This window comes from Streptomyces sp. YGL11-2 (genome assembly GCF_050054615.1).
Lineage (GTDB): Bacteria > Actinomycetota > Actinomycetes > Streptomycetales > Streptomycetaceae > Streptomyces.
In genome coordinates, this window is the sequence record NZ_JBNHIN010000122.1 from 1 (window position 1) to 4911 (window position 4911).

At 70.2% G+C, this 4911-nt stretch carries 1 pseudogene; it reads right to left on the reverse strand.

The annotated features are described in order from the left end of the window. A pseudogene (locus tag ACO1BR_RS43750) lies at window positions 1-4911 on the reverse strand (amino acid adenylation domain-containing protein); the annotation flags it as partial.

The following is a 4911-nucleotide window of genomic DNA, read 5'->3' on the forward strand; positions in this document are numbered from 1 at the left end:
GGATTGAGCGCCTCCACCAACCGCTCGAACGGCACATCCTGATGCGCAAACGCCGCCAGATCGAACTCCCGCACACGGTCGAGCAGTTCACGGAAGGTGGGATCCCCCGACAGATCCGTCCGCAACACGAGCGTGTTGACGAAGAACCCCACCAAGTCATCCAGAGCCTCATCGCTCCGACCCGCCACCGCCGTACCGAGCGGGACATCATCACCCGCACCATGCCGCGACAACAACACCGACACCGCCGCCTGCATCACCATGAACAACGTGCACCCGCACGACCGCGCCAACTCCACAAGCCCCCGGTGCGCGTCCTGGCCGATCACGAAGGTGAGGGCGTCGCCCTCGTGGTTCAGCAGTGCGGGGCGCGGCCGGTCCCACGGGAGTTCGACCAACTCGGGTATCCCCGCGAGTTCTTGCCGCCAGAAGTCCAGCTGGCGTGACGTCAGGCTCTCGGCGTCGGACTCCTCCCCGAGCATGCGCCGCTGCCACAGGGTGTAGTCCGCGTACTGCACCGGCAACGGCGACCAGTCAGGAGCCATGCCCACGACCCGCGCACGATAGGCAACACCCAGATCCCGTCCCAACGGCGCCAACGACCAACCATCCGCGGCGATGTGATGCACCACCAGCACCAGCACATGCGCCTCGGCACTCAACCGCAGCAACCGCACCCGCACCGGAACGTCGGTCGCCACGTCGAACGCGCAGGAGACGCTGTCGGTGAGCACCCGGTCCAGCTCGGCGGGCACCACGTCCTGCGGCCGGGGCGCGAGGTCGACGGCGCACGCGTCCAGCACCAGTTGACGCGCGACACCGTCGGTCACCGGATAGACGGTACGCAGGGTCTCGTGGCGCTCGACGAGGTCGCCCAGCGCGGCACCCAGCGCGTCGACGTCCAGGGGGCCGTCGAGCCGCAGCACCAGAGGGATGTTGTAGGTGGCGCCGGGCCCTTCGAGCCGGTTGAGGAACCACAGGCGCTGCTGCGCAAAGGAGAGCGGCATGCTTTCGGGCCGTTGCTCGGGCTGCACCGACGGCCGTGCCACGTCGGCGGCGTCGAGGACCGCGGCGAGTCCGGCGACCGTCGGGTGCTCGAAGAGCGCACGGACCTCGACCTCGACGCCCAGGGTCGAACGCACCCGGCTCATCAGTCGCGTCGCCAGCAGCGAATGCCCACCGGCCTCGAAGAAGTTGTCCGCCACGCCGACCCGGTCGACGCCCAGGACCCCGGCGAACAGGCCGCACAGGATCTCCTCGCGGGCCGTCCGCGGACCGCGGACCTCGCCCCCGTCGGGCGCCTCGGGCACCGGCAGCGCACGGTGGTCGATCTTCCCGTTCGGCGTCAGCGGCAGCGCGTCCAGCATCACGAACGCGGAGGGAACCATGTACGCCGGGAGTACCCGTCCCACCCCCGCCGCCAGCTCCGCACGGTCCAGCACCGCCCCGCCGGAGGGCACCACATACCCGACCAGCCGCCGATCGCCCGGCAGGTCCTCCCGTACCCGCACATGCGCGGTGGCGACGCCCGGCAGACCGGCGAGAACGCCCTCCACTTCACCGGGTTCGATGCGGTGGCCGCGGAGTTTGACCTGGTCGTCGGCGCGGGAGAGGTAGACGAGCCGACCGTCCGCGTCCCACCGGACGAGATCGCCGGTACGGTACATCCGCCCACCCGACGGATCGTACGGATCGGCCACGAAACGCGTGGCCGTCAGAGCGGGACGGCCCAGATAGCCGCGGGCCACCCCCGGTCCGGCGAGATACAGCTCGCCGGTCACGCCCGGTGCCACCATTCCCAGACCCGCGTCGAGCACATAGGCGTGCATACCGTCCAGGGCCTGTCCGATGGGTGGCGGGCCGATCGGTGTGTCGGGGGTGACGTGGTGACGGGTGGCGAAGGTGGTCGTCTCCGTCGGGCCGTACACATGGTGGACCCGCGTACCGGTGAGGTGGCCGGCGACCTGTTGCATCGCTCCGGGCGAGGCCGTTTCGCCGCCCGCGCAGACCATCCGGACGCCGGCCAGGGCCTGCGGGTCCACCTCCGCCACGACGTTGAACAGGGCGGTGGTCAGGAACAGGGCGGTGACACCCTCGGCGGTGACGATGTCGCGCAGGACATGGGGCTCAAGGGCACCCTCCGGGGCGACCACCACACGTCCACCGTTGAGAAGCGGCACCCAGATCTCAAAGGTGGAGGCGTCGAAGACATAAGCCGAGTGCAGGAGGACCGCATCCGCGACACCGCCCGACCAGGCACTGTCAGCCGCCAGCGCCGCCACATCCGCGTGCGAGACCCCGACGCCCTTGGGCACACCCGTCGAACCCGACGTGAACATCACATACGCCAGCTGCCCACCGCCCAGCACCACAGGCAACGAAGCAACCTGCGCAGGCACACCGTCAACGACACGACCCACCGCATCGACCACCACGACCGGGACACGCCGCCGCATCTCAGCGATCCACCCGTGACCGGCGAACTCCTCGCCGACCACCAGCACCCGGATGCCACCGACGTCCACGACCTGACGCAGCCGCTCCACGGGCCAGCGGATGTCCAGCGGCACATACGCACCACCCGCCCGCACCGCGGCCAACGACGCCACCACCACGGCAGCAGAACGCCCCAGGAGCACCCCCACTCCGCCCTCAGCCGCTACACCACACCCGACCAAACACGACGCCAGAACACCCGAAACCTCCTCCAACTCCCCATACGACAACACCACTCCCCCACCCGACACCGCCACCGCACACCGATCCACCGCCACCCGCGCCGCGAACAACCCAGGCAGGCTCGCCCTGGCGGTACCGGCCGGGAGGCGCTCTCCCTCGCCCCAGCGGACGACCTCGGTGCGTTCGCCGGCGGACAGCAGGTCGTAGTTGTGCAGCNGCTCGCCCTGGCGGTACCGGCCGGGAGGCGCTCTCCCTCGCCCCAGCGGACGACCTCGGTGCGTTCGCCGGCGGACAGCAGGTCGTAGTTGTGCAGCGGCCGATCCGGATCGGCGGCGACGGCCTCCAGGAGCCGGACCAGGCGATCGGTCAGGGCCTCGACGGTGGCGGCGTCGAAGAGCGCGGTCGCGTACTCGACTCCGGCCGTCAGCCCGCCTTGCGCGCGGTCCTCACCGAAGGCGAAGGTCAGGTCGAACTTGCTGACCCCGTTGTGCACCAGGCGGCTGCCGACCGTCAGTCCCGGCAGCTCGGTGTCGGCGGTGTCCTGGTTCTGCAGCACCAGCATCGTCTGGAACAGCGGGTGATGGTTGCGCGCACGGACCGGGTTGAGACTCTCCACCAGCCATTCGAACGGCACATCCTGATGGGCGTACGCCGCGAGATCGAACTCTCGGACGCAGCCGAGGAGTTCACGGAAGGTCGGGTCGCCCGACACATCCGTGCGCAGGACGAGGGTGTTGACGAAGAAGCCGATCAGATCGTCCAGCGCCTCGTCGGTACGGCCTGCGACAGGGGTCCCGAGGGGAATGTCCGCCCCGGCGCCGTGTCGGGAGAGCACCGTCGCCACGGCAGCCTGCAGCACCATGAACAGCGTGCTGCCGGATGACCTGGCCAGGTCGAGCAACCGGTGGTGCAGTGTGGCGTCCAGCGTGCGGACGTACACGCCACCGGCAGGGTCCGTGACGGCCGGGCGGGGACGGTCGAAGGGCAGTTCCAGCAGCTCCGGGGCGTCGCTCAACGCATCGCGCCAGAAGGCCAGTTGATGCGACGCCAGGCTGTCGGGGTCACTCTCCGCGCCGAGGATGTCCCGCTGCCACAGGGTGTAGTCGGCATACTGCACGGCCGGCGCCGCCCAGTCGGGCGCCTTGCCTGCGCCACGTGCCCGGTAGGCGGCACCCAGGTCGCGGGCCAGCGGTGCCAGGGACCATCCGTCACCGGCGATGTGATGCAGCACCAGCACCAGCACATGGCGTTCGACGCCGGTCCTGAACAGCCGGCAACGCAGCGGCAGATCGGTCGCCACGTCGAAGGGACTCGTCACCGCGTCGCTCACGGCCGCGTCGAGCGCGTCGGCGTCGATCTCGCGCACCCGCAGGTCCAGGTCCACGGCCGAGGGATCCAGCACGCATTGACGCGGTACCCCGTCCCGCTCGGGGAAGACCGTGCGCAGCACCTCGTGCCGCCCGACCACGTCACCGAGCGCGGAGCGCAGGGCATGGGCATCGAGCGCCCCGTCGAGTTCCAGCACGAGCGGGATGTTGTAGGTGGCACCGGGCCCGTCGAGCCGATTGAGGAACCACAGCCGTTGCTGGGCGAAGGACAGCGGCAGGGTTGTGGGCCGCTCTGCCCGCACGACCGGGGTCCTGGCCCGCCCCGCTCCGTCCAGTGCGGCGGCGAGACCGGCGGGCGTGGGGTGCTGGAACAGCGTGCGGACGGCCAGTTCGACTCCGAGGACGGAGCGCACCCGGCTGACGAGCCGGGTGGCGAGCAGCGAATGCCCGCCCAGGTCGAAGAAGCCGTCGTCGACGCCGACCCGGGGTCGGCCCAGCACGTCGGCGAAGAGACCGCACAGGATCTCTTCCTGGGCCGTGTGCGGTCCGCGCCCCTCACTGCCGGTCGCCGACGCCTCGGGTGCGGGCAGGGCGCGGCGGTCGACCTTGCCGTTGGGCTGCAGCGGCAATGCATCGAGGACGACGTACGTGGCCGGAACCATGTAGTCGGGCAGTGTGCCGGCCAGTTCCGTCCGCATCGCGGCCTGGTGCACGATGCTGCCGTCCGCGGGAACGACGTATGCCACCAGGCGTCTGTCGCCTGGCCGGTCCTCGCGGATCAGCGCACACGCCGCGGTAACGCCCGGGAGTACCGTCAGCGCACTCTCGACCTCACCCAGCTCGATGCGATAACCCCGCAACTTGACCTGGTCGTCAGACCTCCCCAAAAACTCGATCCGCCCCT